This is a genomic window from Candidatus Formimonas warabiya, from assembly GCF_002777255.1.
Classification (GTDB): Bacteria; Bacillota; Dehalobacteriia; order Dehalobacteriales; family Dehalobacteriaceae; genus Formimonas; species Formimonas warabiya.
In genome coordinates, this window is record NZ_CP017634.1 from 5,965,294 (window position 1) to 5,981,106 (window position 15,813).

The window sequence follows — 15,813 nt, forward strand, 5'->3', positions numbered from 1 at the left end:
TTTAACCTGACTAACTTGGTGTAAGTCTCCCACCCTTTTTAGGCGGGAGTCAAACACCAACTAAGTCATGCATTTGCAGTTCTCACGCTGTATTAGCGGTTCTAAAACTTGCCAAGGAAACCACTTAGCAAGTTAAGAACTCGCGTCAAAATTCAGATGGAGTAAAAGAATCTCCATCTGAATTAAGAACTTGCTTCAATGATCTCAAATTCCGGCTGTCGCTGGATTAATTAGCATAAAAGAAAGAATAGGAGGTCTATTATGAAGCTTAAGAAAATGTGGTTAAACGTCAATGGCGCGGACCGCATGATTGTGTGCGATCCGGAAAAGGATTCCCTTGCCAGTGTTCTGCGCCGCATAGGTCTGACAAGCGTTAAAGTAGGCTGTGGGACAGGCGTATGCGGATCGTGTTCGGTAATACTTGACGGCAAGGTGATCCGCTCCTGTACAAAGAAGATTAAGGCAGTGGAAGAGTACAGCAAGGTCATCACACTTGAAGGGATTGGCACCCCCAGTAGCTTGCATCCTTTGCAAGTAGCCTGGATGAACTGTGGCGCTGTCCAGTGCGGTTTTTGCTCTCCTGGCTTTATTGTATCAGCCTATGGACTGCTGCTGGAAAACAATAATCCTACCCGGGAAGAAGTCCGTGATTGGTTCCAGAAGCACCGGAATGTGTGCCGTTGTACCGGCTACAGGCAGATTACCGATGCCGTGATGGCGGCGGCAAAAGTTGTGCGGGGAGAGGCTAAAATCGAGGATATTACCTTCCAGCTTCCTCCAGACAACGAGTGCTATGGGAAGCCTCTGGTTCGGCCTTCCGCTCTCGCCAAGGTAACCGGACTTGCCGATTATGGTGATGACATGGAGCTAAAAATGCCTGCCGAAACCCTCCACGCGGCAATCGTGCAGCCCAGAGTGGCCCACCATGCCAACATCCTCAAGATTGATACTTCTGAGGCGGAAATGATGCCCGGTGTCGTAAAGGTGATCACGCATAAGGATATAAAGGCAAACGGGGGCACCAACCAAATGGCTGAGGCCAATTTGCACGAACGCAGTACGGTTACCCTGCCCAGCCGCAAAGTTCTCTGTGAAGATAAAATATTCCGCTATGGCGATGTGGTGGCTTTGGCCATTGCCGACACACAAGACCATGCCCGGGCGGCAGCTGCAAAGGTAAAAGTGGAAATTGAGCAACTTCCGGAATACCTCAACTATCTGGATGCCGTGATGCCTGACGCGATCCGTGTGCACGATGATACGCCAAACCTTTTCTGCGCGCAGCCGGTCTTAAAAGGAGTAGCCCTTGAGGATGCTCCAAAGGTGGCGGAAGAGATCGATAACTCCGCTTACAGTGTGGAGGGAAGTTTTTATTCCACCCGTGAGCCCCATCTTTCCATCGAAGGATGTACCGTCCAGGCTTATTTTGACGAAGATGGCTGCCTGACCATCCATTGCAAGTCCCAGGGCCTTTATACATCCATCAGCCGGATTGGCAACTCCATTGGCGTACCGCGTGAAAAGCTCCGGATCGTACAGAATTTTACCGGTGCCAGCTTCGGTTGGTCGACGAATGCCGGCGACCTCGTCCTGGTTGGGGCTGCCGCAGTGGCAGTAAACGGGCCGGTTGCCTTATCACTGACCTATGAAGAGCATCAACACTTCAGCGGCAAACGCTGCCCATGTTACTCCAACGGTCGGGTAGCCTGCGACCAAAACGGTAAGATTACTGCAGCGGAATTTGATTTTGGCATGGACCACGGCGCCTACTCCTGGGGAGGCGACCATGTGATCGAGAAACAAGTGCGTTTTTCCTTCTTCCCCTATTATGTACCCCATGTGGCAGGTCTTACCCGGGTCGCCAACACCAACCACACTTTCGGCACCGCATACAGGAGTTACGGTTCTCCTCAGGCGTATACCTTGTCCGAAGCGCTGATAGATATGTTGGCGGAGAAAGCTGGCATTGATCCCTTCGAGTTCAGGTGGAGAAACATTGCCCGGCAAGGTGAGACAAATATCAACAGCCATCCCTTTAAAGAGTATCCCATGGAAGAAATGATGCAGAAGATGCGTCCCTATTATGAGAAAGCTGTTGCCGAAGCTAAGGCGGCAGACACTCCGGAAAAAAAGAGAGGAGTGGGCATAGCTTGGGGGGGCTTCAATGTCACCGAGGGCGGCACCGACCAATGTACGATCATTCTGGAGTTGGCGCCCGACAACATGATTGTTAAATACGACACCTGGCAGGAAATGGGACAGGGCGGCGATATCGGTTCCCTGATGGTGACCCTCGAGGCATTGAAACCGATGGGTGTAACGCCCGAGCGCATTCGACTTGCCCAGAACGACACAAAGACTTGCCCGGACGGCGGCATGTCGGCAGCCAGCCGCTCCCACTATATGAACGGCAACGCCACTAAGCTTGCCGCCGAGAAACTGATGAATGCGATGCGCAAAGAGAACGGCACATACAGAACCTACGACGAGATGGTGGCTGAAGGCATTGAAACCAGATATGAGGTTCAGTATGCGTGTACGGTTACTCCCGGCATTGTTCGTCTGAATCCCAACACCGGTATCGGCGATCCTACACCGGCCTATACCTATGTGTTGAACCTGGCTGAAGTAGAGGTGGATACTGCTACTGGTAAGACCAAAGTTCTTCGTTTTGTATGCGTGTATGACGTCGGAAAAATAGGCAATATTGATGCTGTGAACGGGCAGGCCTACGGAGGGATCTCCCACAGTATCGGCTTTGCGCTCAGTGAAGATTACAGCGATGTGAAGAAGCACACAAATATTGCCAACAGCGGTGTCCCCTATATCAAGGACATCCCGGATGAAATAATTCTCATTCCTCATGAAACGCCAAGAAATGACGGGCCTTTTGGTTCCTCGGGAGCCTCCGAAGCCTTCCAGTCTTCAGGGCATGTGGCTGTTCTCAACGCCATCTACAATGCCTGCGGGGTGCGGATTTACGAGATGCCTGCCAGGCCTGAAAAAGTAAAGGCTGGATTGGATATCCTGGCAGCCGGGGGAAAAATTACGCCGCCTAAGAAGTATTTCCTCGGTTCCGACTTATATGAAGAGCTGGAAAATATTAAGGCAAATCCCGTGGTCTTCCGTGGTGATGATATGTTTAATTCTTTAGGTGACGGCCCTGGCGAGAGATTTTATTAATCTAACACAGGCTATTCATATTCAATAATTCGTGCCCGGACTGGGTAGCAGGCGCAGTCCGGGCACAACAATATGGAGAAATTCTTATGGAAAAAGAAAGAAATAAAATTACCGCTTGTTTGAAAGACGAACAGGCTTTTTGCACCGCAGGTTGTCCCTTTCAGTTGGATGTAAGAGATTTTATGGAAAAGATGCAGCGGGGCGGTTTTAATGCTGCCTTTAGGACCTACCATAATGCGGTAGGATTTCCGGGCATTGTTTCTCAACTGTGTGACGAACCCTGTAAGAATGTTTGCCCAAGACGGGAGAAGGATGGGGCAATATCCATGAGGCTTCTGGAAAAGGCCAGTATGGACTATGCCAAAAGAATCACACCTAATAGTTACAACATGCCGGCGAAAAATAAAAAAATTGCTGTTATCGGTGCCGGCATTAGCGGCCTGGCCTGTGCTCTCCGTCTCTGTACGAAAAAATACCAGGTTACCGTATATGAAAAATCCCACCGGGTTGGGGGGCACCTCTGGGGGCTTCTTCCCGGAGAGCTTCTTCTTAGTGATATTAACCGTCAATTTATGTACGAAGAATATGAACTGTGTTTGAATCAGGAAATTATAAGTCTAGACAGTCTAGACTTTGATGCGATATATGTAGCCACCGGGGCGGGCGGGATAGATTTCGGACTGAAACGCGACCCCATGGGGGCCTTTGCCAGTACCAGGCCCGGTGTTTTTCTGGGAGGATCTCTGACGGGTAAGAATAGCTGTGAGGCTATAGCCGACGGTCTCCATGTAGTCAATGCAATTGAGCGATATATCAAGGCTGGCGGGATGAACACCCCGGAAGAAAGGCATGAAACGCGACTCCATGTGGATCCGGCGTGTTTTACCACTGCTAACCCGGTCATGCCGTCAGACGGTCCTTTTTTCACCCGGGAAGAGGCATTACAAGAGGCTAGCCGCTGTTTAAAATGTACTTGTGATGCTTGCATAAAACACTGCGACTTGATGAGACACTTTCGGAAATACCCCAAAACGATCGCGGATCAGGTTGAGGCCACCATTAACCCGGGAACTCTGGATGGAAACGGTACCATTGCTACCCGATTTATCTCCACCTGTAACCAGTGCGGGCTTTGTAGGGAGATATGTCCTCAGGGTATTGACGTTGGTGATTTTTTACTGAAAGGCCACCGGGTAATGCGTGAAAAAGGTGCCATGCCGTGGGCGTTCCATGACTTCTGGCTGCGGGATATGGAATTTACCAATGGAGAGGCGGCTGGACTCTGCCGGCTTCCCCAGGGGTATGACCACAGCCAGTACATGTTCTTTCCCGGCTGTCAGCTGGGCGCCTCCGAACCCCGGTACGTAACCGAAAGCTATCGTTTTTTGCTGGCCCATAAACCGGATACCGCCCTGATGCTCGGGTGCTGCGGTGCCCCGGCCGATTGGGCGGGGGACGAACCGCTGCACGGGTCCGTGATGGCAAAGCTTGAGGAGGACTGGATCGCCCTGGGAAAACCCATCGCGGTCTTTGCCTGTCCCACTTGCAAGCAAATGTACCAAAAATATTTGCCCCAAATAGAGGGCGTATTTCTCTATGACTTAATCCGGAAATGGGGAATTTCTCCCTCCAAGGGCGCCCAAGGAGAAACCGCGTCCATTTTTGATCCTTGCTCCAGCCGGGAAGAACCGGATTTGCAGCAGACCATCCGGGAACTGGCTAAACAAGCCGGTTTTCGTCTTAAGCCGCTTCCCTACGAAGGAAGACTTGCCCAGTGCTGCAGCTGGGGAGGACAGATATCAATAGCCGACCCCTTCTATACCCGTGAAATTGTTAAAACAAGAATTCGCCAAAATGAATACCCCTACATCACATATTGTACTAACTGCCGGGATATTTTTGCTTCCGCGCTGAAACCGGTCTATCATATATTGGATATCATATTCGGATTGCATGACGCAGGCCGGGTACCGCCTACCATTAGTGAAGGTCGAAACAACCGGGCAAACTTGAAACATCAGGTGTTGCGTGAGTTTTGGAAGGATGAAGTCAAAATGGAAGAAAGAAACCAAATTAATGTGCAGATTCCCCCCCTGCTCAGAGAAAAGCTGCACCGGGAACTGATCTTAGAAACCGATATCGCTGCTGTGATTGCCTACGCAGAAAGCAGCGGAAGAAAGGTCTTAGATCCGGAGTCCGGACATTTTACCGGGCATTTACAGATCGGACAGATCACGTATTGGGCCGAATACTTACCAGCAGGCAATGGTTTTGAGCTAATTAATGCATATAGCCACCGTATGAGTATCGAGGAGGCCTGACCGATGCAGGAAAAAAAGTAATGATTTGCCACCAGTGTCAAAAAGAGTTGGAGCTGAAAAAAACGTATTTCACTTATTTGGGACACAGCTTCTTTACCGATATTCTGACGTGCCCGGAGTGTGGTGAGGTTTATATTCCTGAGGAAGTGGTCAAGGGCCGGATGGCTGAAGTGGAAATGCAGTTGGAGGACAAATAAATGGATTTACCTAAAGTAAATGGTAGGCTCCAGTAAGCTGCTAGATGAAATATGATAAAAAAAGGGAGTCCCTAGGTAAATTGGATGATTTCTAGGGCTCCCTTAAAATTTACATCAGATAATATCTTCTACCATATGGAACTAGTATGATGCTATTTTTCTGTCATTAAATCTAATGAGAATTTTTTCGAAGGGTTAAATGTTTCTTTAATCGTTCTAGGACTCATCCATCTGGAAACGTTTTGTTTGCTTCCTACCTTTTCATTTGTTCCCGAGGCTCTGGCCCCGCCAAACGGCTGCAGCCCGACAAATGCTCCGGTGGTTCTATCATTAATATAGAGATTTCCCGCCGCATTACTGAGCCGTTTTTCCATATCGATAATTGCCTTTCTGTCTTGCGAGAAGATAGCACCTGTGAGAGCATATTTTGAAGTTTGTTCACAAAGGTCAAGTGCTTCTTCTAATTCCTGATCTTTGTAAACATAGATCGTGACTACCGGGCCGAAGATCTCCTCTTCCATGGTTTTGAACCTGGGATTTGTGGTGACAATTACGGTAGGTTCAATAAAAAAGCCTACCCGGTCATCACACTTGCCCCCAAAAATTATTTCCGCTTCATCAGAAGTCCTGGCATAATCAATATAGGATTTAATTGAATTAAAGGCATTTTGGTCGATCACCGCCCCCATAAAGTTTGTAAAGTCCTCCACATCTCCCAGTTTGATCGTGGATACCTGGTCAAGCAGTTTATTTTTGACGGATGGCCAAATACTATGGGGGATGTATACACGGGAAGTGGCGGAGCACTTCTGTCCCTGGAATGAGAATCCCCCGAAAACCAGAGCAGTGACCAAAGCATCAATATCGGCAGAATGATGGGCAAAAACAAAATCTTTTCCTCCGGTTTCCCCTACTATGCGGGGATACCCAATATAATTTCCCAAGTTTTGCGCTACTGTGCGCCACATGTGGTTAAAAGTTTCTGTAGATCCGGTAAAATGAATACCGGCCAACATTTTGTGGGACATAACCATCGGCCCAACAACGTTTCCCGGTCCCGGAATAAAATTAATCACGCCGTCGGGTAGCCCGGCTTCCTGTAACACTTTCATTAAAAAATAATTTGAATATATCGCCGAAGAAGCCGGTTTCCAGACAACCGTGTTGCCAACCATGGCAGGCGTACTGGGAAGATTGCCTCCAATTGCCGTGAAATTAAATGGTGTAACCGCAAAAACAAAACCTTCCAAGGGCCGATACTCTATACGATTAAAGATTCCCGGAATACACTCAGGCTGTTCCTGCAAAATTTGGGACACAAAATAACTGTTATACCTAAAAAAGTCCTGAATTTCACATGCGGAGTCTGCGTCCGCCTCATAAACAGTTTTACTTTGGCCAAGCATGGTGGCTGCATTGAGGGTATCCCGCCATGGCTGGGAAATTAACTCAGCAGCCTTAAGAAAAACAGAAATTCTATGTTCCCAGGGCGTATTCTCCCATTCCTTCTTGGCTTTCAAGGCTGCTTGGATCGCCCTTTCAACTTCTTTTTCACCGGCCATATGGTAAGTTGCCAGAACATGCTCTTTATGATGAGGAATAATACATGTTCCCATTTTCCCGGTATGGACTTCTTTCCCGTCAATAATTAAAGGAAGTTCCATCGACGTCTTTTGCATTTCTTTTAATTTGGCTTTTAAACTTATTCTTTCTTTACTACCTGGTAGGTACGACAGTACTTCTTCGTTTTTTGGTTTGACTACTTTACAAATGGCATTTGGCATAATTGACCTCCTTGTTTTTATCATTGACTTACCTCACTGTAGGCTTGTCTCAATCACCTCCCGTAATAAACAATCTGCTTTTTGTTTTAGTACCACCTCCCGTATAAACAAAACAGGTGTCTCCATAGAAGAAGACACCCTGAATTACAACAAAAGGCAACAAAAATTCAGACCTGGTTGTAATAAAGTAATCTCCTTTTCAAAAGGAAGGCGTGACAGTTTCCCGAAACACCCTAGCGGCCGGCAACTCATATATTTTCCGGTGAAAAACACTTAGAGTCGGCAGCTCGGAGACGTAGTATATTTCAAAATTTATTATTTTGTCATATTAAAAAAATAAGGACTCCCATTATTAGGAGACCCTGCATAAATAGACGACAAAACAAAGCCGGCTATTTAATGTAAATCTCCTTTTCAAAAGGAAGGTGTGACAGTTTCCCGAAACACCCTAGCGGCCGGCAACTCATATATTTTCCGGTGAAAAATACTTAGAGTCGACAGCTCGGAGATTTATTGACTGTGTTATTAAATTATTTGCAAGAATCATGCCAAATTAAAATGTATTGAAAAAGCAGGCTTTTTTAACTTGTTTTATCATGAATGCAAATAAAAGCAAAACATAAGTGCAAAAGTGCAAAAAGTGGAAAGATAACAATTTCAATACACCTGAGGGGAGTAAAATAATACGTCTCTTTTTTGTTAATATTTTTCAGAATAATACTTCTTTTTACCATGAGAAATAAAAGGATAATCAATTTTTATCTCGAATTTATTTATTCTCGCAAAGAATTTTCAAAAAACGTAAATAACCTTCCTAGATATGATTCGGAGAAGAGAACATTTCATAAATCTCAACTAAACTCCCCCCAAAAATGGATAAACAATGATGTGTATTTCCCTAAACTGACATCAAAGGTGTATGACGATGAATGTTGATAGCGGGTTGGTTTGCGTTTTGTGCACGGGAAAGCAAATCGGGATATCAAGCAAAAATTTGTGTCTGCGTAAGATATAAAATGATCATGGTGCGGAGGCAGGAATGGCTTAGGCCACGAAGAGGAAAGTCCTTTGATCGTTAAGTTTATGGGGGGACGAAAATGCGGAGTAAGAAACTGCTGATCATGATACTGATGGGAGGGCTTGTTCTATTACCGTGGGTGGGATGTGGGCAAAAACAAACCGTGGAGGCGCCGAAAAAAATCTATATCGGTTGGGTTGCCCCATTAACAGGAGCTTGTGCCAATGACGGGCAGCAAATGAATAACGGGGCCCGGCTGGCAGTGGAGGAGATTAATGATGCGGGGGGGATTAATGGCTGGCAAGTGGAGCTGGTGTATGCCGATGATAAATCAGACCCGAAAGAAGCGGCCAATATTGCAACGAAATTTGTTTCTGATCCCGATATTGTCGCCGTTCTGGGGAATTACAACAGTTCCTGTGTTTTGTCCGGGGCGCCGATTTACAATGAAGCCAGAATCCCTGTGGTTCATGTGGGTACTTCACCGGTAATTACCGCAGAGCATGGCCCCTACCTCTTCCGTATTTCTGTCACCGATGCGTTTCAGGGAGAGTTTGTTACCAAATGGTTGTTTGAAAAAGGATACAAAAAACCCGCCATTCTTTATGAAAACAGTGACTATGGCTACGGTTTAAGGGAGACGGTGCAAAGACAAACCACTCTGCTCGGGGGAAAGGTAGTTACCCAAGAAACATACGAATTGGGTCAAACGAAAGATTTTACGGGTATTTTAACGAAGATTAAAGCCTCGGGAGCGGATTCCCTGTTCATTTGCGGTTTATATACCGAGGGGGCCTTAGTTGCCAAACAAATGAGAGGATTAGGCATTAACCTGCCGATTTTTGGCACGGACGGCCTTTATGAACAGGCCCTGATTGATCTGGCCGGATCTGCGGCGGAAGGGATCAGCGTATGCGGGTTATTGCTCCCGGACGATCCGGATGCGAAGATCCAAAAATTTATGAAGGATTATCTGGCGTCCTATGGCAACATTCCCGGGACCTATGCGGCATTCCATTATGATGCCATGAATTTATTGGCTCAAGCGATTGGAGCGGTAGGACCCGACCGGGAAAAAATCAAAGATTATCTGACCCAAATGCCGGGCCCTTTTCTGGGCGTAACCGGAGCATGCACTTTTGACAAGGATCATGATTGCGTACGCACGACCATGAAAAAACTCATCGTGAAAGACGGTACCTGGCAAATCGCTCCGTAGGAATGGGGACGCGCCTCCTGTTTGCCAAGTATTTGATCAGGAGATAAGGGCATGATGAAAAGAAGAATTATGAATGTGGTCATTATCTCAATCGCACTTACATTGATATTTGTCAATCGATATTTGGAAATTGAATCCGGGAAGGGCTTTTTTGACCGCTTCATGGAATCTTCCAAATTAAGTCCGGAAGAAAGAGCATGGATTCATGAACATGATAACAAAATTATTTATGGGGGGGATTACAGTTCTCCTCCCCTGCGTTATATCGATGACATTAATGGCCAGTATTGCGGTTATGTGGTCGATTATATCAGTGCCCTATCCATTGAATTAGGCATAGAAATTGATCACAAGCCTGTTTTCTTCTGCCAGGAAGCCCTCGACAAACTAACGAACAGGGAGTCTGATTTTTGTGACCTGATTCCTTCGGAAGAAAGGGAAAAGGTCTTTGATTTTTCCGACCCTTTTTATTTATTGAGGGGGGCGATTTTAGTTTCCCTTGATAACAAATCAATTCGTAATTACCATGATTTAGCGGGTAAAGTAGTGGGAGTTTGCAAAGGCGATTATGCGGAAGAGTTTTTGAATGCGCGGGTGCGCGGGATTCACTTTGTCTATTCTGATGACATGCGGGGTGCTATCGTCAAGCTAAATGAAAATAAAGTGGATGCGGTGGTGGGCAATGAGCCTGTGCTTATTTATTACCGGACCAAGCTTCGCGCCGAGAATAATCTGAAAATCCTTGACAACCTGATGTATGAAAAAAATGTTGCCCTTGCCGTACCGAAATCGGACCGGGTTCTTTTGTCCATCCTCAATAAAGGAATCCATCATCTCAAGCAAAAAGATATTATGGTGAAAATCCAACAGAAGTGGTTTGGTATTTCCATCCCCTCTTCTTCAGAAAAATTATCGCAGAAGATTACATTAATTGTGATTGTTTTTTGCAGCTTTTTCCTGGTCATTTTCTATGTGTTTTATTTGTGGAACAATACTTTAAAAAAAGAAGTGGAAAAGAGAACCCAGGAATTGGATATCAGCAGGAATAACCTGCAAATCACCTTTGATGGTCTGACCCATTTAATGATCGTTGTGGACTGGAATAACAAAATTGTTAATGTGAATAAAGCTTTTTGCAGATTGCTTCATGTCGATAAAAATCAGGCGGTGGGACAGAATATGGCGGATTTTCCCAACAATTTTTTGCCGGATGATTTTTTGATGCTCATCGCCAATACTTTTCAAACAGGGGAGCAAGGAAACGAAGAATACAATAAAAAAGGAAAGAGCTACAAAATCAGTTCCTTTCCCCTGGGCGACAGAACCCTTTTTATCATGCATGTGCTGATTATGATTCAGGATATTACCCAGATCCGTTTAAGCGAGCAGCAGCTTTTGCAGGACAGAAAAATGACGGCCATTGGCCAGTTAGCTGCCGGGGTGGCCCATGAAATCAGAAACCCTTTAGGACTGATCAGAAACTATTGCTACTTGTTAAAACTGAACCATGATGAAGAACAAATAAAAAAATCCCTTAGCGTTATTGAGACTTCTGTGCAAAAAGCCAGTGCGATTATTGATAACTTGCTTAATTTTTCCCGCATTTCCTGCAACAAAAGGGAAATGATCAAAATCAGAGATTTTATGGAGAATATTCTTGCCCTGGAAAAAGAAATTTTGAAAACCGGTCATATCCGTATGCATTTGCACGGTCAGGAAGATCTATGCTGCTTGATCAATCAGGAGTCACTGAAACATATTATGACAAATTTGATCTCCAATGCGGTTGATGCCATGCCCAGGGGAGGAATATTGACTATCAAATGCTATCTTGAGCAAGATAACTTAATCGTGGAATGCATAGATACAGGGATGGGCATCAGTGAAGAAAATATGAAAAATATTTTTAATCCCTTTTTTACAACAAAAGAACCGGGCAAAGGCATCGGCTTGGGATTATACATCACTTTTAACGAAGTTCAAAAATGTGGGGGAGAGATCAGAGTATACAGCAAGGTGGGGACAGGGACGACTTTTTGCGTTATTTTACCTTTAAGGGGTGGTGAAGCTGATGAAAAGGGACAGCCGTCCTTTTCGGGTGCTCATTGTGGATGATGAACGGGAGTACAGAGAAGTATTGCGTTTAATTTTGGCGGAGGAAGGCTACCTGGCGGAAACCGCCGCAAGCGGCTTTGAAGCTTTAAGTAAGTTAAAAATGGTGCCTTTTGATCTGGTTTTAACAGATTTGATGATGGCCGGCATGGATGGCGTGGAACTGCTGAAAAACATTAAAAAAAGCCAGCGCAGAGTGGATGTCATTATTATTACCGGGTATGGAACCATTGAAAATGCGGTGGAGGCAATGAAAAAAGGCGCGTATTCCTATTTTATCAAAGGCAACGATCCCGTGGATTTAATGAAGGAAATTAACGAGATTAGAAACGGGAAAGGGGCGGAGCATGAACAAAAGAGCGGCCAGAAATCAGAATTTGATTTGGCCCAATTTGTTTTGGAGACGAAAAATAAACAATTTAAAAGAGTGTTGGATATCGCCGGGAGAGCGGCGGAAAGTAATGTCAATATCCTTATCCTGGGCGAAACCGGCGTAGGGAAAGATGTGCTGGCCCAATTTATTCATGAACACAGCGGCAGGGCAAGAATGAGATTTGTCCCGGTCAACTGTCAGGCCTATGCGGAGGGCCTTCTGGAATCGGAATTATTCGGCCACGAAAAAGGGGCCTTTACCGGTGCGCTGGAGCGCAGAAAAGGAAGGTTTGAGGCAGCCCATGGAGGGACCCTGTTTTTGGACGAGGTGGGGGATATTCCTCTTACTACGCAGGTAAAGCTGTTACGCGTGATTGAAAACAAAAAGGTGGAAAGAATCGGCAGCAATGAATTGATCCCCGTGGATTTCCGGCTGATTTCCGCCACCAGCAAAGATTTGGCCCATGAAATTCTGGCCGGCAGATTCAGAGAAGATGTCTTTTACCGTATCAGCACCATTACCATGGAGATTCCTCCGCTCAGAAGCAGAAAGGAGGATTTGCCGGCTCTGATCGATTTCTTTTTCCAAAAATCGCAAAAAGAGCATGGCAAAGAAATCAGGAAAATTGACGCCGGGGTGAAAGAATTTTTGCTTTCCTATGATTATCCGGGAAATATCCGGGAACTGAAAAATATCATAGAAAGATCGGTGGTTTTGTCCCAGAGGGGAGAGATATTGTGCACAGATCTGCCGGAAATGGAAGAAAGGAAAGGGGACGGGGGCCGGAATCAGGCCATTAAATTAAAAGAGATGAGGCGCCATGTAGAAACCAATTATATTAAACAAGTATTAGGTTTCTGTAACCATAATATTACGGAATCAGCCAGAATCCTCGGCATTAGCCGAAGACAATTATTTAACAAAATTACGGAATATAAAATCAGATAGTCCACTCAGAAGATCTGATGGTGAAATTTATTTCCTAAAACACAGGTGGGGTCAAAACCACGTGTGTTTTTTTATACTTTCAGAATTTATAAGTTTCATAAGGTTGAAAGTATAAGTGCAACTAAGGCTTCCGCCGTCGCCAGATGCTTGGCGCAAGCCAAGTTTTCTAGTGCCATTTTTACTAGGAGATTCTTGGAAAAGCCTTGTTCTGCGGTGCCTGCTTAGGAAAAAAATTGCCCATCATGGAAATAAATTTCCTATCAGGCAGAGAGTCCGGACGGGATAATGATGCCTTAAAGGGCAGATAGCTCCTTATTTGGCCAACGAAATCTCCTGAAATTTAATTGGCATACCTTTTGCATAATGACATTTACACGATAATAGTGAGGCTGGTCCCAAGAGAATTTTGCGCCAATGCATTTTCCCGGAAGTGACATGCAAAGTAATGGATGGACGAAAAGGAGGTGAAGCAGATTTTTTCGGAAGTCCAAATTTTTGAGAAACGATAAAATGAGAGGGGGACGAAAAATGAATAAACAGAAATTGTTTGTCATCACGCTGATAGTCATCTTTGCTTTGATTGCCTTAGCAGGATGCGGGCAAAAAGAAGCGACTGAGAACGGCGATAATTCCACCGGCACTTCCGCCGACAAAATTTATATTGGGTGGGTTGCTCCCTTAACCGGCGCTTGTGCGAATGACGGTCAGCAAATGCAGAACGGCGCCCAGTTAGCGGTTAATGAAATTAACGCTGCCGGCGGCATTAACGGCAAACAGGTGGAATTGGTCTGTCAGGATGATAAGTCCGACCCGAAAGAAGCCGCTAATATTGCCACGAAGTTTGTTTCAGACGATAGATTAGTAGCTGTTCTAGGCAATTACAACAGTTCCTGTGTTTTGTCCGGGGCGCCGATTTACAATGAGGCGAAAATCCCCATGGTTCATGTAGGTACTTCTCCAGTAATTACCACGGAACATGGTCCCTATCTATTTCGTATTTCTGTTACTGATGCTTTCCAGGGCGAATTTGTGACCAAGTGGCTGTTTGAGGAAGGAAATAAAAAGCCGGCGATTCTTTATGAAAACAGCGACTATGGCCGCGGCTTAATGGACACGGTGGAAAAACAGGTTGCCTCCCTGGGGGGAACGGTAGCGGATAAAGAAACCTACGAATTAGGTCAAACCAAAGATTTTACCGGGCTCTTAACGAAGATAAAAGCCTCGGGAGCAGACTCTATCTTTATTTGCGGACTATATACGGAAGGGGCCTTGATTGCCAAGCAAATGCAGGGACTGGGCATCAGCCTGCCCCTTTTTGGCACGGACGGCCTTTATGAACAAAGCCTGATTGATTTGGCAGGGCAGGCGGCGGAAGGAATGAAAGTATCCGGGCTGCTGCTGCCTAGCGATCCGGATCAAAAAATTCAAGATTTTGTAAAAAATTACCAGGGGGCCTATGGAAAAGTTCCCGGGACTTATGCCACCTTTGATTATGATGCGATGAATTTGTTGGCCCAAGTGATCACTGCGGCAGGTGCGGACCGGCAAAAAATAATGGATTATTTGGCTAAAATGCCGGAGGCCTTTGTCGGCGTGTCGGGGCAGGTTACCTTTGACGAGAATAACGATGCGGTCCGTACGGCCATGAAAAAACTGACTGTGAAAGACGGCAAATGGCAGATTGCCGAATAATCATTTTCGTTTGGCCGGGGTTACCCGGCCAAACATTCTTATTTAGTTATATGGAGATGTAAATTTTTTGAACCGGAGGGATGGTATGTTCACGCAGCAGCTGATCAACGGTATGATGTTAGGAAGCGTATACGCCCTGATTGCTTTGGGCTATACCATGGTCTATGGTGTGCTCAAATTTATCAATTTTGCCCATGGCGACGTATTTATGTGGGGCGCATTTATCGGACTTTTTTTATGCAAGGTGCCGGGGTTTAATTTCCCTATTGTCTTAATTTTCACGTTGATTTTCAGCGCGATTTTTGGCATCCTGGTGGAACGGATTGCCTACAGACCACTGCGCAATGCCCCCAGACTGGTCGTAACCACCAGTGCTTTGGGCATGTCCATTGTCCTTTCCAATCTAGCCAGACTGCTCATCGGTTCTGAAACCTACCCGGTCCCCAAGATTTTACACGTAAACACGATTGCCATCGGCAATAATGCCGTGATCAATACACTGCAATTGATCGTCTTAGGTACGGCATTAATTTTAATGATCGGCTTAAATTGGTTTATCAACAAGACCCGGTACGGAAAGGCGATGCGCGCAGCGTCAGAAAATAAAGAAATTGCCGGCATCATGGGCATCAGCATTGACCATGTCATTGCCCTTACTTTTGGGATTGGGTCTGCTTTAGGAGGAGCGGCAGGCCTGCTCGTGGGCATGTATTATGATGCCGTCTATGCGACGATGGGTTACTCCGCGGGATTAAAGGCTTTTACCGCCGCCATCCTGGGCGGCATCGGCAGTATCCCCGGCGCCATGGTGGGCGGCGTGGCTTTAGGCCTCGTGGAGAATTTCGGCGCCACTTATCTTGCTTCCGGCTATCGGGATGCCATTGCTTTTGGGGTACTGATTCTGGTTTTATTGTTTAAACCTTCCGGTCTCTTTTCTGCCAATATTTATGACAAGCGAGCCTAGGG

The 15,813-nt window shown here is 46.0% G+C and carries 9 protein-coding genes and 2 riboswitches; of the genes, 8 read left to right on the forward strand and 1 reads right to left on the reverse strand.

What is annotated here, in order from left to right:
• The first annotated feature begins 261 nt into the window (after window positions 1-261).
• The 3 genes from DCMF_RS26825 (at window position 262) to DCMF_RS29430 (ending at window position 5,701) form a co-directional block, all read left to right on the forward strand.
• Window positions 262-3,183 carry a molybdopterin-dependent oxidoreductase gene (locus DCMF_RS26825; RefSeq protein WP_148137284.1) on the forward strand — a complete coding sequence of 974 codons (2,922 nt, stop codon included), beginning with the start codon at window positions 262-264 and terminating at the stop codon, window positions 3,181-3,183.
• An 86-nt stretch (window positions 3,184-3,269) separates the two neighbouring features.
• Window positions 3,270-5,504: a pyridine nucleotide-disulfide oxidoreductase/dicluster-binding protein gene (locus DCMF_RS26830; RefSeq protein WP_148137285.1), complete on the forward strand. Its 2,235-nt coding sequence runs from the start codon at window positions 3,270-3,272 to the stop codon at window positions 5,502-5,504.
• A gap of 20 nt (window positions 5,505-5,524) precedes the next feature.
• Entirely contained in the window at window positions 5,525-5,701 is a 177-nt protein-coding gene (locus tag DCMF_RS29430; RefSeq protein WP_214658937.1) for a DVU_1557 family redox protein, read from the forward strand.
• A gap of 152 nt (window positions 5,702-5,853) precedes the next feature.
• On the opposite strand, the gene pruA is transcribed toward DCMF_RS29430, so the two are convergent.
• Entirely contained in the window at window positions 5,854-7,485 is a 1,632-nt protein-coding gene (gene pruA, locus DCMF_RS26835) for an L-glutamate gamma-semialdehyde dehydrogenase (protein WP_148137286.1), read from the reverse strand.
• 176 nt (window positions 7,486-7,661) lie between these two features.
• Window positions 7,662-7,790: riboswitch (molybdenum cofactor riboswitch) on the reverse strand.
• Between the two features lie 86 nt (window positions 7,791-7,876).
• Window positions 7,877-8,005, reverse strand: a riboswitch (molybdenum cofactor riboswitch).
• Between the two features lie 577 nt (window positions 8,006-8,582).
• Between pruA and DCMF_RS26840 the strand changes: the two genes are divergently transcribed.
• The 5 genes from DCMF_RS26840 (at window position 8,583) to DCMF_RS26860 (ending at window position 15,811) form a co-directional block, all read left to right on the forward strand.
• On the forward strand, window positions 8,583-9,722 hold the full coding sequence (locus tag DCMF_RS26840) for an ABC transporter substrate-binding protein (RefSeq protein WP_148137287.1): 1,140 nt from the start codon (window positions 8,583-8,585) through the stop codon (window positions 9,720-9,722).
• Between the two features lie 51 nt (window positions 9,723-9,773).
• Window positions 9,774-11,837: an ATP-binding protein gene (locus DCMF_RS26845; protein ID WP_148137288.1), complete on the forward strand. Its 2,064-nt coding sequence runs from the start codon at window positions 9,774-9,776 to the stop codon at window positions 11,835-11,837.
• Window positions 11,794-13,155: a sigma-54-dependent transcriptional regulator gene (locus tag DCMF_RS26850; RefSeq protein WP_148137289.1), complete on the forward strand. Its 1,362-nt coding sequence runs from the start codon at window positions 11,794-11,796 to the stop codon at window positions 13,153-13,155. The genes DCMF_RS26845 and DCMF_RS26850 overlap by 44 nt, the downstream gene beginning before the upstream one ends.
• A gap of 528 nt (window positions 13,156-13,683) precedes the next feature.
• Window positions 13,684-14,847, forward strand: a complete 1,164-nt coding sequence (locus DCMF_RS26855) for an ABC transporter substrate-binding protein (protein WP_214658938.1) — start codon at window positions 13,684-13,686, stop codon at window positions 14,845-14,847.
• A gap of 85 nt (window positions 14,848-14,932) precedes the next feature.
• Window positions 14,933-15,811, forward strand: coding sequence for a branched-chain amino acid ABC transporter permease (locus DCMF_RS26860; protein ID WP_148137291.1), 879 nt, complete (start codon window positions 14,933-14,935; stop codon window positions 15,809-15,811).
• Window positions 15,812-15,813: the final 2 nt, after the last annotated feature.

Excerpts from the sequence above, each read along its gene's own strand:
- DCMF_RS26825 (WP_148137284.1), top strand. The coding sequence starts at position 262 with ATGAAGCTTAAGAAAATGTGGTTAAACGTCAATGGCGCGGACCGCATG.
- DCMF_RS26830 (WP_148137285.1), top strand. The coding sequence starts at position 3,270 with ATGGAAAAAGAAAGAAATAAAATTACCGCTTGTTTGAAAGACGAACAG.
- DCMF_RS29430 (WP_214658937.1), top strand. The coding sequence starts at position 5,525 with ATGATTTGCCACCAGTGTCAAAAAGAGTTGGAGCTGAAAAAAACGTAT.
- pruA (WP_148137286.1), bottom strand. The coding sequence starts at position 7,485 with ATGCCAAATGCCATTTGTAAAGTAGTCAAACCAAAAAACGAAGAAGTA.
- DCMF_RS26840 (WP_148137287.1), top strand. The coding sequence starts at position 8,583 with ATGCGGAGTAAGAAACTGCTGATCATGATACTGATGGGAGGGCTTGTT.
- DCMF_RS26845 (WP_148137288.1), top strand. The coding sequence starts at position 9,774 with ATGATGAAAAGAAGAATTATGAATGTGGTCATTATCTCAATCGCACTT.
- DCMF_RS26850 (WP_148137289.1), top strand. The coding sequence starts at position 11,794 with ATGAAAAGGGACAGCCGTCCTTTTCGGGTGCTCATTGTGGATGATGAA.
- DCMF_RS26855 (WP_214658938.1), top strand. The coding sequence starts at position 13,684 with ATGAATAAACAGAAATTGTTTGTCATCACGCTGATAGTCATCTTTGCT.
- DCMF_RS26860 (WP_148137291.1), top strand. The coding sequence starts at position 14,933 with ATGTTCACGCAGCAGCTGATCAACGGTATGATGTTAGGAAGCGTATAC.